Below are 15,935 nucleotides of genomic sequence, written 5' to 3' on the forward strand. Positions count from 1 at the left end.
CTCCCGCTATCCGAAGAGGTCCGCCATGACCGCCGCCGCGATCCCCTATACCCCGCCGCTGAAAGAGATCCGCTTCGTCCTCGCCCACCTCGCCGGAATGGCCGACGTGGCGGCTCTGCCGGGTTTCGAGGATGCCAGCCCCGACATGGTGGACAGCATCCTGGGCGAGGCGGCGAAGATCGCCGAGAACATCCTGGCTCCGCTGAACCGCATCGGCGATGTCCAGGGCGCCAGGCTCGACGACGACGGCATCGCCCGCACGGCGGAGGGCTGGGGGGCGGCGTGGCAGGCGTTGGTGGAGGGCGGCTGGAATGGGCTGCCCTTCGACCCGGAGCGCGGCGGCATGGGCTTGCCCAACCTGCTGAACACCGCGGTGCAGGAGATGTGGCATTCCGCCAACATGGCCTTCGCGCTCTGCCCGATGCTGACCCAGGGGGCGGTGAACGCGGTGCAGCTCTATGGCTCCGAGGCGTTGAAGGACATCTATTTGCCCAAGATGATCTCGGGCGAATGGACCGGCACCATGAACATCACCGAGCCGCAGGCGGGGTCGGACCTTGCCGCCACGCGGTCGCGCGCGGTGCCGAACGGCGACCATTACCTCGTCAGCGGGCAGAAGATCTTCATCACCTACGGCGACCATGACCTGACGGAGAACATCGTCCATCTGGTGCTGGCCCGCCTGCCCGATGCGCCTCCGGGCGTGAAGGGCATCAGCCTGTTCGTCGTGCCGAAGTTCCTGGTCAATGCCGACGGCAGCCTGGGTGCCCGCAATCAGGTGAAATGCGTGTCGCTGGAGCACAAGCTGGGCATCCACGGCAGCCCGACCGCCGTGCTGTCCTTCGGCGACGAGGGCGGGGCGACCGGCTTCCTGGTGGGCGAGCCGAACCGCGGCCTGGAATACATGTTCACCATGATGAACCATGCCCGGCTGGCGGTGGCGATGCAGGGCCTGTCGATCGCCGAGCGCGCCTACCAGCAGGCGTTGGCCTATGCCCGCGACCGCGTGCAGGGCAAGCCGCTGGGCTGGACCGAGGGGCAGTCGAAGGGCATCGTCAACCATCCCGACGTCCGCCGCCTGCTGATGGGCATGAAGGCGCGGATCGAGGCGATGCGCGGCATCCTCTACACCGCCGCCGCCGCGGTGGACGTGGCGCACCATCATGCCGACGAGGCGGCGCGCGGCCGGGCCGGGCTGCTGGTCGATCTGCTGACCCCCATCGCCAAGGGCTGGTGCACCGAGACCGGCCAGCAGTTGGCGTCGGACGGCGTGCAGGTCCATGGCGGCATGGGCTTCATCGAGGAGACGGGCGCGGCCCAGCATCTGCGCGACGCCCGCATCACCACGATCTATGAAGGCACCACCGCCATCCAGGCCAATGACCTGATCAACCGCAAGATCCTGCGCGACGGCGGAGCGGCGGCCAACGGGCTGCTGGACGAGATCGCGGCGCTGGCCGGCGAACTGTCCGGCCACGCTGACGAGGCGCTGCGCGTCACCGGCTCCGAACTGGCCGCCGCCGTCCTGGAGGCCAAGCAGGCGGTGGCCTGGGTGCTGACCGCGGCGAAGCAGGACCCGCGCCTGCCGGCCGCCGCGTCGGTGACTCTGCTTGAGCTGATGGGCGTGGTCGCCGGCGGCTGGCAGCTTGCCCGTGCCGCCAAGGTGGCGGCGGAGCGGCTGGCGGAGGGCGATGCCGACACCGCCTTCCTGTCGGCCAAGCCGCTGACCGCCCGCTTCTACGCCACCCATGTGCTGCCGAAGGCGGCGGCGCTGCGGGCGACCGTCGTCAACGGTTCCGCGAGCGTGATGGCGCTGAGCGAGGAGCAGCTGTTCGGCGCGGCTTGACGGGGCCGGGCTTGCCGGCTGGCGCCGGGGGCTTCGGCCCCTTGGAGGAGGTCGGGGCCTTTGGCCGAGTGGATGGTGCCGGGGCCTTTGGCCCCTTGGGGGGTGTCGCGGGCGGTTGGGGGACCTCCCGCCACTGCCCCGGCGCCAGCCCGTCCAGCGTCCAGTCGCCGATCGACCAGCGGATCAGCCGCAGGGTGGGAAAGCCGACCGCCGCGGTCATGCGGCGGACCTGCCGGTTGCGTCCCTCGCGCAGGGTCAGGGCGATCCAACTGGTGGGAATGGCGGCACGGTAGCGCACCGGCGGATCGCGCGGCCACAGCGACTGGGGCTCCTCCATCCGCCGCACCTCGGCCGGCAGGGTGGGGCCGTCCTTCAGCGTCACGCCCCGGCGCAGCGCCTCCAGCGCCTCGTCGGTCGGCACACCTTCCACCTGCACCCAATAGGTCTTGGGCATCTTGTTGGCCGGCGAGGCGATGCGGGCGATCAGCGCGCCGTCGTCGCTCAGCGCCAGCAGCCCCTCGCTGTCGCGGTCGAGCCGGCCGGCGGCATAGACCCCCTTCACCGGCACCAGCCCCGCCAGGGTCGGGCGGCCCTGGTCGTCGGTGAATTGCGGCAGCACGCCATAGGGCTTGTTCAGCAGGATCAGGCGCGGCACGGACTTGCTTCCTTGCGGAGTTCGGGAAAGGCGCTATCGTTCGCACCCCAACAGCATTCTAGATAGCAGGGGTTTGGCCGTGACGCTTCTGTTCTGCTCCGCCAGCGACAGCGCCGAGGATTGGCGCCGGGAAATCGCCCGTCATTTTCCCGGCCTGGAGATGCGCGTCTGGCCCGAGACCGGGGACGTCGCCGATATCGAGGTCGCAGTGGTGTGGAAGCCACCGGCCGGGATGCTGGCCACCCTGCCCAACCTGCGGCTGATCGTGTCGCTGGGAGCCGGGGTGGAGCCGATCCTGGAGGATCCGACCCTGCCCGACGTGCCGCTGGTGCGGATGGTGTCGGACGGGTTGACGTTGGACATGGCCGGCTATGTGGTCTTCCAGGTTCTGTACTGGCACCGGCTGATGGACTCGTATGCCGCCTTCCAGGCCGAGGCGCGGTGGGAGCAGTTGGATCATCGCCCGGCCTCCGGGGTGACCGTCGGCTTCCTGGGCATGGGCGAGCTGGGGGCGGCATCGGCCCGCACGCTGCGGACCTTGGACTACCGCCTGCTGGGCTGGAGCCGCAGCCCCAAGACCATCGACGGGGTGGAGAGCTTCTCCGGTCCCGATGGGCTGGCGGCGATGCTGCCGCAGTGCGATGTCCTGGTCTGCCTGCTGCCGCTGACCGACGCGACCCGCGGCATCATGGATGCCGGGCTGTTCGCCGCCTTGCCCAAGGGGGCGGTGGTCATCAACGCCGCCCGCGGCGGGCATCTGGTCGAGCCGGACCTGCTCGACGCGCTGGACAGCGGCCATCTGCGCGGCGCCAGCCTGGACGTCTTCGCGACGGAGCCGCTGCCGGCGGACCATCCGCTCTGGCGCCATCCGAAGGTCCGCGTCACCCCGCATGTCGCCGGGGTCACCCACCCGTCGCTCTGCGCCGAACAGGTGGCGACGGCGGTGAAGGCCCTGCGCGAAGGCCGGCCGCTGCCCAATCTGGTGGACCGCAGCCGGGGTTACTGAGAGTGGTCTTATCGAGTATAAAGCCTGATAAATCAGGCTTTAGAGTGCGTAACAAAACCGGCCAGGAACGGTTGGTAGGGGCATGGCAGCCCCTCTTGTTTCCGACGCCTTGTGGGCGATCATCGAACCGCTGATCCCGCCGGAGCCGCCCAAGCCAAAAGGCGGACGGCCCCGGTTGGACGATCGTGCGGCGCTGACCGGCATCCTATTCGTGCTGCGCACGGGTATTCCTTGGGAGCTTCTGCCGGTGGAGATGGGCTGCGGCTCGGGGATGACCTGCTGGCGGCGTCTGCACGAGTGGCATCGGGCTGGCGTGTGGGAACGGCTGCATCGTGTGCTGCTCGACCGGCTCGGCTATGCCAACGCCATCAACTGGGATCGTGCAGCGGTGGACAGCGCCAGCGTCCCGGCAAAAAGGGGGGTGAGGAGACCGGCCCGAACCCGACGGATCGCGGCAAGCCGGGCTCCAAGCGCCACATCCTCGTCGATGCTAACGGCATCCCGCTCGCCCTGAGGATCTCGCCAGCCAACCGGCACGACAGCAAGCTGCTGGAGGCGCTGGTCGATGCCGTGCCGGCGATCCGCCAGTGTGCGGGCCGGCCCCGGCGCCGCCCGGCCAAGCTGCACGCCGACAAGGGCTACGACTTTGCACACTGCCGGCAGGCGCTGCGCCAACGAGCGATCATTCCGCGGATCGCCCGGCGTGGCGTCGAGAGCAGCGAGCGTCTTGGCCGACACCGATGGGTGGTCGAGCGTACGCTCGCTTGGTTCGCCCGCTTCCGCCGCATCGCCGTCCGCTACGAACGGCGCGCCGACATCTTCACTGCCTTTCACCATATCGCGGCCAGCCTCATCTGCTGGCGCTTCGTCCAGAGATGGTTCTGTTAGGCGCTCTTATACTCTTTGCCCTCGAACGGCGGGCGCGGCCGTCCTGCCGCTTGCCTCCGCAGGCATGGGCCTGCGGGGCCGCAGTCGCGGCCCTTACAGCATCTGAACGGCGATCACCGCCAGCAGGGCCGCGATCACCCACAGGGCGGCGCGGTCGGAGCGGCGGCGGTTTTCCCAGCCGTTCAGCATCTGACGGACGGTCTGGGGATGCAGCCGCACCCCGCCTTCCGCCATTTCGCGGGTCACCCGCTCCGCCTCGCCGACCAGGGCGGGGATGCGGCGGACGGTGGTCAGCAGGGCGCCGGCATCGTCGATGATCTGCGCCTCCGGCCCGCGGTTCTCGCGCATCCACTCCTCGATCAGCGGACGGGCCAACTCCCACATGTTGATGTTGGGGTTCAGCAGCCGGCCGACGCCCTCCGCCGTCAGCATGCTCTTCTGAAGGAGAAGCAGCTGCGGCTGGGTTTCCATCTCGAACTGTTCGGTGACGGCGAACAGCTGGGCCAGCAGCCGGCCGACCGAGATCTCGGCCAGCGGCTTGTTCTGCAACGGCTCGCCGATGGCGCGGCAGGCCTGGGTGAAGATTTCGATCGACTGGTGGCGCGGGACGTAGCCGGCCTCGAAATGCACGATGGCGACGCGGCGGTAGTCGCCGGTCAGGAAGCCGATCAGCATGTCGGCGAGGTAATAGCGCGTCTCGCGGTCCAGCCGCCCCATGATGCCGAAATCGACCGCGGTGATGGTGCCCTGTTCGTTGATGAACAGGTTGCCGGGATGCAGGTCGGCATGGAAGAAGCCGTCGCGGAACACCTGGTTGAAGAAGCTGGCCGACGCCATCGCCAGGATCTCGTCGCGGTCGAAGCCGGCGGCGGAGATGCGGGCCGGCTCGTCCACCTTGAAGCCGCGGATGCGCTCCAGCGTCAGCACCCGGGCGCCGGTGCGCTCCCAATCAACCTTCGGCACGTTGAAGGTGGGATCGTCCTTGAAGTTGGCCGCCAGCTCCGACGCCGCCGCCGCCTCCATCCGCAGGTCCATCTCCATGCGGGAGGTGCGGGCGAAGGTGTCGACCACCTCGACCAGCCGCAGCCGCTTCAGCCGCGGCAGCACCCGTTCGGCAAGGCTCGCCAGCCGGTAGAACAGGTCGATGTCGCGTTCGAAGGCTTCCTCGATCCCCGGCCGCAGCACCTTGACCGCGACCTCCTGCCCGTCGGCGGTGACGGCGAAATGGACCTGGGCGATGGAGGCGGCGGCGACCGGCTTGTCGTCGAAGCTCTGGAACAGCACCTGGACGGGTTGGCCGAACTCCGCCTCGATGATGGCGCGGGCCTGATGGGCGGGGAAGGGCGGAAGCTTGTCCTGCAGCTCCGCCAGATCGACGGCCATCCGCTCGCCGACCAGATCGGAGCGGGTGGACAGCAGCTGTCCCAGCTTGATGTAGGTGGGGCCGAGCTCGGCCAGCGCACGGGCCAGCCGCTCGCCCTCGCGGCCGGGAACGTCCTTCCGGGCGATGCGGCGCCAGAGCCATAAGAGGCCGGGGGCGGTGCCGAGCAGGCTGGAGGGCAGGGCGTCGTGACGGGCGACCGTCCGGCCGATGACGGCCATCCGGATCAGGTTGCGCAGGATGCGGATCACGGGAGTCTAGATCCGCCAGCCGGAATGGATGGCGGCGATCCCGCCCGACAGGTTGCGCACGCGCACGGCGCCGAAGCCCGCGGCCTCGATCCGTTTGGCCAGATCGGCCTGCGGCGGGAAGCGGCGGATGCTCTCGGCCAGATAGCGGTAGCTCGCCTCGTCCTTCGCCACGACGCGGCCCATGAACGGCAGCACCTGGAAGGAGTAGACGTCGTACAGCTCGCGCAGCACCGGCAGGACGACGTGGCTGAATTCCAGGCAGTAGAACTTGCCGCCGGGCTTCAGGACGCGGTGGGCCTCCCTGATCGCCTCGTCGATGCGGGTGACGTTGCGCAGCCCGAAGGCGATGGTGTAGGCGTCGACCGAGCGCGAGGCGATGGGCAGCCGTTCCGCGTCGCCGACCGTCCATTGCACGCCGGACAGGATGTTGCGGTCGACGGCGCGGTCGCGCCCGACCCGGACCATCGCCTCGGTGATGTCGCAGACCACAGCCGCCCCGCCGCCCTTCTTCAGGAAGCGGAAGGCGATGTCGCCGGTGCCGCCCGCCACGTCGAGCAGGGTCATGTCCGGCTTGGGCGCCACCATCTCCATCAGCGTGTCCTTCCACAGCCGATGGATGCCGCCCGACATCAGGTCGTTCATCAGGTCGTAGTTGGTCGCCACGCTGTCGAAGACGGCGCGGACCAGCCCGGACTTGGCGGACGGATCGACGGGGGTGAAGCCGAACCAGTTGCCTTCGGCGCCCGTGGGGGCGGCGCCGGACGCGGGCTTTTGCGGATCGGCGGAGGATGGGGGGGTGCGGTCGCTCATGGCCGGGAAGATAGCGCGGGCAGGGGCCATGCGCCAGCGGGGGCGTGCGGTGCGGAAGGCGCTGCGGCGAATGGCGTAGGGCGGATGGGAGCGCCGGTTGCCGCAGCGGCCGTCCGCACATGAATTTGCGGCGTTGCGAAGCTTCCGGGAATTCCGTAAGCGTACCTATGTACGGGCGAATGTGCCGCCTTCCCCCCGCGCCTTCTCCCCGGTGCATGACGACGGACTCGTATGGTGCCCACCCTTGCCGAGATTGCCGATTCGATCCAGCGAACCGGCGTGCTGTTCTGCACCGTCGTTACCCGTTCGCACCTGAAATACGCCTGGGTGCTCCGGGAATCCCTGCGGCGGCACCATCCCGAGGAGCCCTTCTGCATCCTCGTCCTCGACGCGCCGGCTGACGGCCCGCTGCCGGAACTTGCGGCTTTCGACGTCCCCGTCCTGCCGCTGACGGATTTTCAGTCGCAGAAAATCGTCGACATGACGATCTATTATTCGGCCTACGAACTGTGCGGGAACATCAAGCCTTACTTCCTCCTGCATCTGTTCGAGCGCACGGCGGCGCGCAAGATCGTCTATCTCGACTCCGACCTGTTCATCACCGGTCCCTTGTGGACGGCGATCGCAACCCTGGACACGCACGACGTCACGGCGGCCCCGCATACGCTGTCCGCCCTGCCGGAGGACGGCCGCGAGCCCAGCGACCTCACCATAGCCGCCAATGGCGCCTACAACACGGGCTTCATGGGATTCCGGCGGACGCCCGAGGTGCTGAGCCTGCTGGAATGGATGGCCGGGCGCGTCCACCGCCGGGGCTTCAACGCCTTTTCGCAAGGGATGTTCTGCGAGCAGCGGTTCTTCAACCTGGGCGTGACGTTCCTGAAGGAGCGCTTCCGGCCGATCGCCTTGGAAACCTACAATGTGGGGTATTGGAATCTGCACGAGCGTGTGATCACGCAACACGGCGGGGCGTATTTCGCCAACGGACAGCGCGTGACCTTCTTCCACATGAGCGGCTTCGATCCTGACATTCGTGATCGGCTGTCCGTGTACGACGAGCGGTACGACCTGACGAACCATCCGCAGGCGGGGAGCCTGCGGGCTCTCGCCGATGAGTATCGGCGGCTGTTCGCCGATGTGCCGTTTCCCTCCCATGCCGGCTACGGGTTCGATGTCTATAAAGGCCTCCGGCTAACCCCGGAGGTGCGGCGGCACTATCACCGGACCGGTGTTCTGTGCAGGCCGGTGCCGCTGGAGGAGGCGCTCGCCGCCGCGCGGCAGCACTTGGACGCCGGGCGTCCCGGCGAGGCGGTGCGGCTCTACGCCAGCATTCTCCAGCAGGCGCCGCGCAGCATCGAGGCGATCCACGGCTACGGCATCGCCGCCGAACGGCTCGGCGACCGCGCCCTTGCCCGCCGGCTTTTCCATCATCTGCTTTCCCTTGCTCCCGAGCATGCCGAGGCGGCGAACCGCCTTGCCGTCCTGGAGCGGGACGGGGACATCGTCACGTCAACCTGAGCGGGGCCGGGAAGGATTCTGTCTTCGTGGAAACCCTGATGATCGGGAGCCACATCCCCCTTGCATCCCGCCGTCCCCGCGCGTATAAGCCCAACCTTCCACGGGCGGCGAGGCCGGGCCGTATGGCTCAGGGCATGCCCAACCGTCCGCTGGAAATTCCGCCTCATTTCCATCTAGGAAACGAAAATGCCCAAGCTGAAGACGAAGAGCGGCGCCAAGAAGCGCTTCAAGGTGACCGCCACGGGTAAGGTCCGCGCTCAGGCCGCCTACAAGCGCCACTGCCTGGAACAGAAGTCCCCGAACATGAAGCGCAACGCGCGCGGCATGATGACCCTGTGCGACTCCAACGCCCGCACGGTGCTGAAGAACTGGCTGCGCAACGCCTGATCTCGGCACATCGTAGAATTCGGAAGGACCTGAACCATGGCTCGTGTTAAGCGCGGCGTCACGACGCACGCCCGTCACCGCAAGATCCTGAAGCTCGCCAAGGGCTACCGGGGTCGCAACTCCAAGAATTTCCGTATTGCGATCGAGAAGGTCGAAAAGGCGCTTCGTTACGCCTACCGCGACCGCCGCAATAAGAAGCGCGATTTCCGCGGCCTGTGGATCCAGCGCATCAACGCCGGCGTCCGTCAGTACGGCCTGACCTATTCGCGCTTCATCAACGGCATCAAGCTGGCCGGCATCGAGATCGACCGCAAGGTCCTGTCCGATCTGGCCGCGCGCGAGCCGGAGGCCTTTAAGACCCTGGTGGACAAGGCCCAGGCCGCGCTCGCCTCCAAGGCCGCCGCGTAACGCGCCTCGCGTCTCCCGCCACAGGGAACGCTTGCCGTCACGGCGTCAGTTGTAAGAGAAGGGAGCCGGGCCGCTGGGCCGGCTCCCTTTTTCTTTTTGCACCGATTTCTTCCCCACGCTTGCCGGGAACCGCCATGCTCGACGCGTTGAAAGACGAACTTCTGTCGCAGGTCAATGCCGCCGCCGACCTTTCGGCGCTGGACGAGGTGCGGGTCTCCGCGCTCGGCAAGAAGGGGCGCATCACCGGCTTCATGAAGGAGCTGGGGAACCTCACCCCCGACGAGCGCAAGGAGCGCGGCCAGGCGCTGAACGCGCTGAAGGACGAGATCGCCGCCGCCATCGACGCGCGCAAGGCCGACCTCGCCGCCGCCCACCTGAAGGCGCGGCTGGAGGCCGAGCGGGTCGACGTCACCCTGCCGATCCGCCCGGAGACGGAGGGGCGCATCCACCCCATCAGCCAGACGATGGACGAGATGATCGCCATCTTCGCCGAGATGGGCTTCTCGGTCGCCGAAGGGCCGGACATCGAGGACGATTTCCACAACTTCACCGCCCTGAACTTCCCGCCCGGCCACCCGGCGCGCGACATGCACGACACCTTCTATCTGCCGGACTCGGGGGATAAGAAGATGCTGCTGCGCACCCACACCAGCCCGGTGCAGGTCCGCACCATGCTGAACAACAAGCCGCCGATCCGCATCATCGCGCCGGGGCGCACCTACCGCTCCGACTACGACATGACCCACACCCCGATGTTCCACCAGATCGAGGGGCTGGTCATCGACGAGGCGACCAACATGGGGCACCTGAAGGGCTGCCTCGTGGAGTTCTGCCGCGCCTTCTTCGACGTGGACGACCTGCCGCTGCGCTTCCGCCCCAGCTTCTTCCCCTTCACCGAACCGTCGGCGGAGGTCGATATCGGCTGCTCGCGCAAGGGCGGCGAGCTGAAGCTGGGCAATTACGGCGACTGGCTGGAGATCCTCGGCTGCGGCATGGTCCATCCCAACGTGCTGGAAGCCTGCGGCATCGACAGCACCCGCTACCAGGGCTTCGCCTTCGGCATGGGGGTGGAGCGCGTGGCGATGCTGAAATACGGCATCCCCGACCTGCGCACCTTCTTCGAGGCCGATCTGCGCTGGCTGAAGCATTACGGCTTCGCCTCCCTCGACATTCCCAACATCGCCCACGGCCTGACGCGCTAAGGAGCCGGACCCATGAAGTTCACGCTGTCCTGGCTGAAGGACCATCTGGAGACCGACGCCTCGCTCGACCAGATCACGGAAAAGCTGACCGCCCTCGGCCTGGAGGTGGAAGGCGTCCAAGACCGGTCGAAGGAGCTGGCGCCCTTCCGCGTCGCCCATGTCGTCTCGGCCGAGAAGCACCCGGACGCCGACAAGCTGCGCGTGCTGATGGTCGATACCGGCGAGCAGACCCTGCAGGTCGTCTGCGGCGCCCCCAACGCGCGCGCCGGCATGAAGGGCGTCTTCGCGCCGGAGGGCACCTATGTGCCCGGCTCCGACATCACGCTGAAGAAGGGCGTCATCCGCGGCGTCGAGTCGAACGGCATGATGTGCTCCAAGCGCGAGCTGAAGCTGTCGGACGAGCATGAGGGCATCATCGAGCTGCCGGACGACGCGCCCGTCGGCGCCGGCTTCGCCGACTATGCCGGGCTGAACGATCCGGTCATCGACATCAACCTGACGCCCGACCGCGCCGACTGCGCCGGGGTGCGCGGCATCGCCCGCGATCTCGCCGCCGCCGGCATGGGCACGCTGAAGCCGCTGACCGCCGGGCATCTCGACACCACGCCGGTCGAGGGCCGCTTCGCCAGCCCGATCGGCGTCAGCATCGCCGCGCCCGAGGCCTGCCCGCTGTTCGTCGGCCGCTATATCCGCGGCGTGAAGAACGGCCCGTCGCCGAAATGGCTGCAGGACAAGCTGGTGTCCATCGGCCTGCGCCCGATCTCGGCGCTGGTCGACATCACCAACTACCTGACCTTCGACGCCGCCCGTCCGCTGCACGTCTTCGACGCCGACACGGTGAAGGGCGACATCACCGTCCGCCTGGGGCGCGAGGGCGAGACCCTGGCCGCGCTGAACGGCAAGGAATACGCGTTGGACGGCGCCATGACCGTGGTGGCCGACGACGAGCGGGCGGAGGCTCTGGCCGGCATCGTCGGCGGCGAGCCGACCGGCTGCACCGAGGCCACCGTCAACGTCTTCGTCGAAGCCGCGCTGTTCGATCCGGTGCGCACCGCGCAGACCGGGCGCCGGCTGGGCATCGATTCGGATGCGCGTTACCGCTTCGAGCGCGGCGTCGATCCGGCGGCGGTCTTCGCCGGGATGGAACGCGCCACCCGCCTGATCCTGGAGCTGTGCGGCGGCGAGCCGTCGGAACTGGTGGTCGCCGGGGCCGAGCCGGATTGGAAGCGCAGCCTGACCCTGCGTCCGGGCCGCGTCGCGGGACTGGGCGGCGTCGATCTGCCGCGCGACCGTCAGGTGCGGATCCTGATGGATCTGGGCTTTGCCATCCACGGTGAGGATGATGAAGGCCGGCTGGTCGTCGGCGTCCCGTCCTGGCGCGCCGACGTCCATGGCGAGGCCGATCTGGTGGAGGAGGTGCTGCGCGTCCACGGCTTCGACGCCATCCCGGCGACGCCGCTGCCGCGCGAGACGGTGCTGACCCGCCCGGCCCTGACGCTGAAGCAGCGCCGCGTGGCGCTGGCCAAGCGCACGCTGGCCGCCCGCGGGCTGTCGGAGGCCGTCACCTGGTCCTTCCTGTCCGGTCCGGTCGCCGAGCTGTTCGGCGGAGTCGAGCCCGGCCTGCGGCTGGTCAATCCGATCAGCAGCGACCTGGACGTGATGCGTCCGTCGATCCTGCCCAACCTGATCCAGGCCGCCGGCCGCAACGCCGACCGGGGCTTTGCCAATGTCGGTCTGTTCGAGGTCGGGGCGGCCTTCCGCACCCCGGCGCCGGACGGCCAGGACAGCGTCGCCGCCGGCATCCGCGCCGGGGCCGCCGTGCCGCGCCACTGGGCGGAGAAGGCCCGCGGCGTCGACCTGTTCGACGCCAAGGCCGACGCGCTGGCGGTGCTGGAAGCGGCCGGTGCCCCGACGGCCAACCTGCAGGTCACCACCGACGCGCCGGGCTGGTACCATCCCGGCCGGTCCGGCGTGCTGCGGCTCGGCCCCACCGTGATGGCCCGCTTCGGCGAGATCCATCCGTCGGTGCTGGAGACGCTGGGCGTCAAGGGGCCGGTCGTCGGATTCGAGGTGATGCTGGACGCCGTGCCGCTGCCCAAGAAGAAGGGCGGCACCGCAAAGCCGATGGTCCAGCTGTCCGCCTTCCAGCCGGTGGAGCGCGACTTCGCCTTCGTCGTCGACCGCAAGGTGGAGGCCGACAAGATCCTCCGCGCCGTCAAGGGCGCCGACAAGGCGCTGGTCAAGGATGTCGCGGTGTTCGACGTGTATGAAGGTCCCGGCGTGGGTGAAGGGCGCAAGTCGGTCGCCGTATCGGTCACCTACCAGCCGACGACCGCGACCCTGACCGACGAGGCGATCGAGGCGGTCGGCCAGAAGATCGTCGCGGCCGTGGTCAAGGCCACCGGCGGCAGCCTGCGCGCCTGAAGGTCGCTATCCTTCGGTTGAAGAAAAGGCCGAGCAGTACAAAGCCCCCCGCATCCCGGGGGGCTTTTTTTGTGATGCCGGAAGCCGATAGGGGATCACTACCGGGTTACCCGCTCACACAAGCACATCCCGCTCACACAAGCATATGAAGAATCGCTGATTGAGGAAGCCCGAGTGCTTTCAGTAAGGGAAGATCCTAACACTCTCTGATGCAATTTAATGTTTGAAGAAAGTGTAGGCTTCTGTGGAAAGATCGGGTTGCCGGACAATTTAACTGCGAAGGCCGCGCGAAGCGACCGATGTCACCGCGATGGCACAGGCAACGCTTCCATTGCCTTGGCGTGTTCGGCGGCAATCATAACGCTGATGATGAAGCTGGGGTAACCAATGGCTGAGCCGCAAGACGATCAAGCAAGCAATCGGGCGTCGGTGAAACCACTCGTCGTTGTGGTCGATGATGATCGGTCGATCGTTGAAGGGCTGGCGATCCTGCTGGACGGCTGGGGGTACGAGGTGGTGACGGCGGTCAGCGTTGCCGCCATGGAGGTGCAACTCGGCGGCCTGACCCGGACGCCGAGCCTGATCATCGCCGACCATTACCTGCCTGGCGGCCGGACCGGGCGCGAGGTGGTGGAGCGCATCCGCACCCAAACCGGGCAGCACATCCCATCGATCATCCTGACCGGCGACAGCACCCCCGAACGGCGCGACGAGGCCGAATTGATGGGCTGCCAGCTTTTGCTGAAGCCGGTGCAGGTCGGACCGCTGCGCGAGGCGGTGGAAGCGCTTTGCCGCCCTTGAGAGCGGCGGATGAGAGCGGCGGACGGCTTACCGATGAGGTGGGCCGATGAGGTGGGCTTCAATCCCGGCGGTCATTGATGATGACGGTTGGCATCCGTGCCGACTGGCACGGCGGCGGCCCATGCCGGCGAAGCTATTGATCCTGATAGGTCAGAATCAAAAGCCGTTCGTGCAACGCGTTGCCAAGCCCATCCGGTCGAGGTCCGGCAGCACCGAAGGAAGGCATCGACCACCGCCGGATCGCATCGCAGCCCCGCCAGCCGAGTGATCTCCGTTACCGAGTCTTCCCAGGACAAGGCCTTGCGATAGGGTCGGTCGCGGGTCATCGCGGCATCGGCGACCGCGACAATGCGGGCGCACAGCGGTATCGCGGCCCGGCTGGCGCAAACCCATCAAAACGTATCCAGCTCGATCACCGTACAATCGAGTCCGCGTTGCGCCAACGTGCCGCAGGCGGTGTCGACCTGCAGCCGCGTGAATGGGGCGACCCCCACCTCGTACAGCAGCCGGCCCTTGCGGAAGACCGGCCACACCATCGGCGGCAGGTCGCGATAGGCGCTGCCCGGCCCGGCGGTGAACTCCCTCCAGGCGCGCAGACCCTCGGAATAGCTGACATATTCGCCGAGCTTTATGCCGTAGAGCATGCCCGGCTCGACCGGCGGCATGCCCGGCAGCGGATAGGGCGCCACCACCCCGACCAGCCCCTGGACCGGCGCCACCGCGCGGGTGCCGGCGGGCAGGGCCAGCGTCGCCTCGCCGTTCGCGGCGCCGATCAGGGCCACCACGTCGCCCTTGCGCAGGGTGAAGCCGCGCCGCTTGCGGTTGCTCAGGATCTCGGTCGCGGAAATCGGGCCGGCGGCGACGACATAGCCCTCCGCCGGGGTCTGGGCCGCCTTGTCCCAGGCGGCGCGCGGCACGACGGCGGCGCTGCGGTGGGGCAGGGGGGCGTCCGCCGTCCGGCCGGCGGCCGGCTTCGACGGGCGCGGCCCCTCGCCGCCGATCGCCGGCCGTCCGGTGACCATCAACGCCGGGTCGAGCGAATCGGCGGGGACATAGCCGATGGGCTGGCCGCCGATGGCGATCTCCGTCCAATAGGTGCCGCGCGGGGTGCCCAACGCGTTCAGCGCCTTGCCCTGCTTCAGCGTCATGACGATGCGGGCATCCTCGCTGGGGCCGATCCGCACCTCGATGTCGCGGTTCAGCACGACCTCGCCGGTCAGAGGCGCGCCGATGGCGACGGGACTCTGCGCCAAGGCCTGCGGGACGACCGTCATGGCGCCGACGAGGCCGAGCAGGATCGAGGCGGTGATGGACGCTGCGGTCATGACGTGGCTTCCGTCGCGTTCACCGGCGCCCGCTGGCTCGACATCTGGCGGCCCAGCAACTGGCGGCCGACAAGGTCGTGGATGGCGTCGGCCAGCAGGCGCACCGGCTTGGGCGCCGTGCCGCGGGCGCGGTGCAGGGCGATGTCGATGTCGGGGAGTTCCGGAAACCCCTCCGCCGCACCGATGCGGCGCAGGCCGGGCGGGACGGTGCAGAATTCCATCGCCGTCACCCCCAGCCCGCCCATCACCGCGCCATGGACGGCGACGACGCTCTTGCTGGTGAAGGCGATGCGCCAGTCGCGGCCCATCCTGTCCAAAGCGGCGACCGCGAGATCCCGCACGACGCAGCCCTTGGGGAACAGCGCCAGCGGCAGGGGATCGAGGCTTTCCACCGGACGGTGCCCCGGCGCCCCCGACGGCGATACCGGCTCCTGCGGCGGGGCGACCCAGGACACGGGTTCCCGCCGCACCAACTCGCCGCCGGCCTCGCCGGCCTTGCGGGTGACCAGCGCCAGGTCATAGCGGCCCTTGTCGATTTCCGCGACCAGATCGGGGCTGTTGTCGCAGATCACCTCCACCATCACCTCGGGATAGGCGGCGTTGAAGCGGGCCAGCACCTCTGGCAGCAGCATGGTGGCGTAATCGTCGGGCGTGCCGATGCGGACGCTGGCCACCGTCGGGCTGCGGTGCATCAGCGCCATCACCTCGTCGTTCAGGGTCAGCATGCGCCGGGCATAGGCCAGCAGAACCTCGCCGTCGCGGGTCATGCGCACGCCATGGGTGTCGCGCTCGAACACCCGCTTGCCCACCGTGTCCTCCAGCCGGCGCACCTGCTGGCTGACCGCCGCCTGGGTGCGGCCCAGCCTTTCGCCGGCACGGGTGAAGCTGGCGCTGTCGGCGACGGCCACGAAGGCGCGCAGCAGGTCGGTATCGAGATTGGCGGGCATGATGGGAGACCGGAAGTTGCCTCCCATTCAACCAGAGCGCCCGCCCATCCGCAACGATGCGGTCATTACGGATCGTGATGACGGCA

Annotated in this window: 14 protein-coding genes; 9 read left to right on the plus strand and 5 right to left on the minus strand. The window is 68.4% G+C overall.

Features of this window, described 5'->3' with window-relative positions; all coding sequences use genetic code 11:
* The first annotated feature begins 25 nt into the window (after positions 1 to 25).
* A complete protein-coding gene (locus tag DM194_RS00110; protein ID WP_111065385.1) occupies positions 26 to 1,846 on the plus strand; it encodes an acyl-CoA dehydrogenase C-terminal domain-containing protein in 1,821 nt (606 codons plus the stop codon).
* Here the strand turns inward: DM194_RS00110 and DM194_RS00115 are convergent.
* A complete protein-coding gene (locus tag DM194_RS00115) occupies positions 1,788 to 2,501 on the minus strand; it encodes a pseudouridine synthase (RefSeq protein ID WP_111065386.1) in 714 nt (237 codons plus the stop codon). The two genes, DM194_RS00110 and DM194_RS00115, sit on opposite strands and share 59 nt — an antisense overlap.
* Positions 2,502 to 2,580: 79 nt before the next feature.
* Between DM194_RS00115 and DM194_RS00120 the strand changes: the two genes are divergently transcribed.
* Together DM194_RS00120 and DM194_RS00125 are read left to right on the plus strand one after the other, a co-directional pair.
* On the plus strand, positions 2,581 to 3,507 hold the full coding sequence (locus DM194_RS00120; RefSeq protein ID WP_111067626.1) for a 2-hydroxyacid dehydrogenase: 927 nt from the start codon (positions 2,581 to 2,583) through the stop codon (positions 3,505 to 3,507).
* Positions 3,508 to 3,589: 82 nt separating this feature from the next.
* Positions 3,590 to 4,395, plus strand: a protein-coding gene (locus DM194_RS00125) for an IS5-like element ISAzba7 family transposase (protein ID WP_111065387.1) whose coding sequence is annotated in 2 segments (ribosomal slippage) — positions 3,590 to 3,917 and positions 3,917 to 4,395 — 807 coding nt in all. Because the reading frame shifts where the segments join, the coding sequence is not laid out codon by codon here.
* A gap of 93 nt (positions 4,396 to 4,488) precedes the next feature.
* On the opposite strand, the gene ubiB is transcribed toward DM194_RS00125, so the two are convergent.
* Together ubiB and DM194_RS00135 are read right to left on the minus strand one after the other, a co-directional pair.
* Positions 4,489 to 6,027, minus strand: coding sequence for a 2-polyprenylphenol 6-hydroxylase (gene ubiB, locus DM194_RS00130; protein ID WP_111065388.1), 1,539 nt, complete (start codon positions 6,025 to 6,027; stop codon positions 4,489 to 4,491).
* Positions 6,028 to 6,033: 6 nt separating this feature from the next.
* Positions 6,034 to 6,837, minus strand: a complete 804-nt coding sequence (locus DM194_RS00135; RefSeq protein ID WP_246024225.1) for a class I SAM-dependent methyltransferase — start codon at positions 6,835 to 6,837, stop codon at positions 6,034 to 6,036.
* 231 nt (positions 6,838 to 7,068) lie between these two features.
* On the opposite strand from DM194_RS00135, the gene DM194_RS00140 reads away from it, so the two are divergent.
* From DM194_RS00140 to DM194_RS00165, 6 genes are all read left to right on the plus strand, one after another.
* Positions 7,069 to 8,355, plus strand: coding sequence for a tetratricopeptide repeat protein (locus tag DM194_RS00140; RefSeq protein WP_111065390.1), 1,287 nt, complete (start codon positions 7,069 to 7,071; stop codon positions 8,353 to 8,355).
* A 186-nt stretch (positions 8,356 to 8,541) separates the two neighbouring features.
* Positions 8,542 to 8,742 (plus strand): 50S ribosomal protein L35, encoded by a 201-nt coding sequence (gene rpmI / locus DM194_RS00145; RefSeq protein WP_012975158.1) that lies wholly within the window; start codon positions 8,542 to 8,544, stop codon positions 8,740 to 8,742.
* A gap of 36 nt (positions 8,743 to 8,778) precedes the next feature.
* On the plus strand, positions 8,779 to 9,150 hold the full coding sequence (gene rplT / locus DM194_RS00150) for a 50S ribosomal protein L20 (protein ID WP_012975157.1): 372 nt from the start codon (positions 8,779 to 8,781) through the stop codon (positions 9,148 to 9,150).
* 134 nt (positions 9,151 to 9,284) lie between these two features.
* Positions 9,285 to 10,352 carry a phenylalanine--tRNA ligase subunit alpha gene (gene pheS, locus DM194_RS00155; RefSeq protein WP_111065391.1) on the plus strand — a complete coding sequence of 356 codons (1,068 nt, stop codon included), beginning with the start codon at positions 9,285 to 9,287 and terminating at the stop codon, positions 10,350 to 10,352.
* Positions 10,353 to 10,364: 12 nt separating this feature from the next.
* Entirely contained in the window at positions 10,365 to 12,776 is a 2,412-nt protein-coding gene (gene pheT, locus DM194_RS00160) for a phenylalanine--tRNA ligase subunit beta (RefSeq protein ID WP_111065392.1), read from the plus strand.
* A gap of 429 nt (positions 12,777 to 13,205) precedes the next feature.
* Positions 13,206 to 13,577 carry a response regulator gene (locus DM194_RS00165; RefSeq protein WP_246024226.1) on the plus strand — a complete coding sequence of 124 codons (372 nt, stop codon included), beginning with the start codon at positions 13,206 to 13,208 and terminating at the stop codon, positions 13,575 to 13,577.
* 392 nt (positions 13,578 to 13,969) lie between these two features.
* Here the strand turns inward: DM194_RS00165 and DM194_RS00175 are convergent, their stop codons facing one another.
* Both DM194_RS00175 and DM194_RS00180 read right to left on the minus strand, forming a co-directional pair.
* Complete coding sequence (locus DM194_RS00175) at positions 13,970 to 14,902, minus strand: SH3 domain-containing protein (RefSeq protein ID WP_111065395.1); 933 nt, start codon at positions 14,900 to 14,902, stop codon at positions 13,970 to 13,972.
* Positions 14,899 to 15,849 (minus strand): LysR substrate-binding domain-containing protein, encoded by a 951-nt coding sequence (locus tag DM194_RS00180; protein WP_111067627.1) that lies wholly within the window; start codon positions 15,847 to 15,849, stop codon positions 14,899 to 14,901. Before DM194_RS00180 ends, DM194_RS00175 begins: the two co-directional genes overlap by 4 nt.
* Between the last annotated feature and the right edge of the window lie 86 nt (positions 15,850 to 15,935).

The organism is Azospirillum ramasamyi, assembly GCF_003233655.1.
GTDB classification, from domain to species: domain Bacteria; phylum Pseudomonadota; class Alphaproteobacteria; order Azospirillales; family Azospirillaceae; genus Azospirillum; species Azospirillum ramasamyi.

Bases quoted from the DNA above. Each gene is read 5' to 3' on its own strand.
- DM194_RS00110 (WP_111065385.1), top strand. From the start codon at position 26: ATGACCGCCGCCGCGATCCCCTATACCCCGCCGCTGAAAGAGATCCGC.
- DM194_RS00135 (WP_246024225.1), bottom strand. From the start codon at position 6,837: ATGAGCGACCGCACCCCCCCATCCTCCGCCGATCCGCAAAAGCCCGCG.
- DM194_RS00140 (WP_111065390.1), top strand. From the start codon at position 7,069: ATGGTGCCCACCCTTGCCGAGATTGCCGATTCGATCCAGCGAACCGGC.
- rpmI (WP_012975158.1), top strand. From the start codon at position 8,542: ATGCCCAAGCTGAAGACGAAGAGCGGCGCCAAGAAGCGCTTCAAGGTG.
- rplT (WP_012975157.1), top strand. From the start codon at position 8,779: ATGGCTCGTGTTAAGCGCGGCGTCACGACGCACGCCCGTCACCGCAAG.
- pheS (WP_111065391.1), top strand. From the start codon at position 9,285: ATGCTCGACGCGTTGAAAGACGAACTTCTGTCGCAGGTCAATGCCGCC.
- pheT (WP_111065392.1), top strand. From the start codon at position 10,365: ATGAAGTTCACGCTGTCCTGGCTGAAGGACCATCTGGAGACCGACGCC.
- DM194_RS00175 (WP_111065395.1), bottom strand. From the start codon at position 14,902: ATGACCGCAGCGTCCATCACCGCCTCGATCCTGCTCGGCCTCGTCGGC.
- DM194_RS00180 (WP_111067627.1), bottom strand. From the start codon at position 15,849: ATGCCCGCCAATCTCGATACCGACCTGCTGCGCGCCTTCGTGGCCGTC.